The following is a 1,914-nucleotide window of genomic DNA, read 5'->3' on the forward strand; positions in this document are numbered from 1 at the left end:
TTTACATCAGCGATCTGCTTGATGAAATGCTTTACGTGCTTATCGTCTATGTGAGTGACAACCCGCAGAGCATGCCAGATCCTGCCGAGCAGTTTTACCACCTTCGGCAGTTGAGAGATCTTTTTAAAGAACTTGAAACTGAAAGCTAATGGAGATAGCAGATATCAAACAGCAGCTAGGTTTAGCACAGGTACTGGATCACTACCACCTGAAGCCGGACAAACACGGCATGTTGCACTGTCCCTTCCACGATGACAAAACCCCGAGCCTGCAGGTGTATTACAAAACGCAAAGCTGCTACTGCTTCAGTGCCAACTGCAGCACCCACGGCAAGAGCCTCGATGTGATCGACTTCATTATGTTCATGGAATCCCGATCGTCAGCATCGGGGCACATGGACAAGAGCACCAAACACGAAGCCATCAAAAAAGCGGAGCTTTTGCTCCGTCCTGACAAGGCGCAGCCTTCGTCAGGGACAGAAAGCATGATAACAGGAACCAATGCTGACGCTCCCTCCGGTCGTTCAGCACGAGTTCGTGAGCTCAGCAGAGCTGACCTACTCACCCGAATGTTTACCTACTTCAGGAACGGAGTCCACAACAGCAAACCAGCCAAAGAATACCTCGAGAGCAGAAATCTAAACAAAGACAAACTACAGGTCGGCTACAACAGTGGCCAGTTCCACCATGGAAACAGGAAAGAAAAACACCTGGTCGAAAGCTGCCTGAAATACGGCCTTTTACTGGACAGAGGCCATGTAAACAATAGAACGGGAGAAAAAGCCTACAGCCCTTTTGGTAAAAACTGCATCGTGTTTGCACTCAGGAACCCACAAAACCAAGTAGTAAGCCTTTACTTTAGAAGCACGATTGACAACCATAAAGCGAGGCACTTTTACCTGAAAGACAGACAAGGACTTTACCCCAACCATCCCAAACCAGAAACTAAAAAACTGATCCTGACAGAATCCATTATTGATGCAGCCACTTTGCAACAGCTTGAATTACAGGATTATGAACTGCTAGCCCTTTGCGGTACTAACGGACTAACAGAAGAGCACGCCAAAGCTATTGGGGATCTGCAGGAGCTTGAGGAAATCATCTTCTTTTTAAATGGAGATGAAGCCGGAAGGAAAGCCACAGAGAAATACAGCAAAGAGCTGCAGCAACTAAAGCCTACCACTAAAATTACAGAAGTAGAAGTACCCAAAAATGAAGATATAAACAGCCTTGCCCAATCTCACGAGGCGGAGATCTTCACGCACTTACTAGATAATAGAAAACCTTTTTTTACTTCAAATGAAAAGGAAGAAAAGCCCAAACCCACAACACCAAAACCACCGGCACCAGAAAGCAAATGTATCCTTGATACTGAAAACCCCGAACAAATCACCTTTGAAAATGAGTGGTTGACCGCCACGGTCTGGGGCGGAATCGAGAAAGAGAACCTTAGCCGTTTAAAGGTCAGCCTGCACATAAAAAGCAAGGAAAACAAATACAAGACCTTCAGGGATGATGTAAACCTGTACAGTCACCAGAGCACCAAAAAACTGGTTCAGAACCTTACAGAAGCCTTGGAACTCAGCACCACATTAGTAAGTAACACCGTAACAGAGTTGACCGAGAAACTGGAAGAGTACAGGATGAAGGAACGGGAAGCCCAGGTCAAAGCCCTGAAACCAAAGCTTTATGAAATGACCGACAAGGAAGAGCAGCAGGCCATGAAGTTTTTAAAGTCACCGGAGCTTGTAAAAAAGACCCTGTCTTTGATCAGCCAGAGCGGCCTGATCGGAGAACAGAAAAACGGCTTATTGCTCTTCTTCCTGTACCTGTCAAGGTTCTTTGATGAACCACTGCACGCCATCATCTTTGGAAGATCCGGAAGCGGCAAAACCTACCTGCAAACCAAGATCAG

1 protein-coding gene is annotated in these 1,914 nt (G+C 46.3%); it reads left to right on the forward strand.

The window, feature by feature from the left end; all coding sequences use genetic code 11:
* Positions 1–148 precede the first annotated feature (148 nt).
* The coding region (locus C900_RS29555) for a toprim domain-containing protein (protein ID WP_185114009.1) at positions 149–1,914 on the forward strand (1,766 nt) is incomplete at its 3' end.

This window comes from Fulvivirga imtechensis AK7 (assembly GCF_000331535.1).
Taxonomy (GTDB): Bacteria; Bacteroidota; Bacteroidia; order Cytophagales; family Cyclobacteriaceae; genus Fulvivirga; species Fulvivirga imtechensis.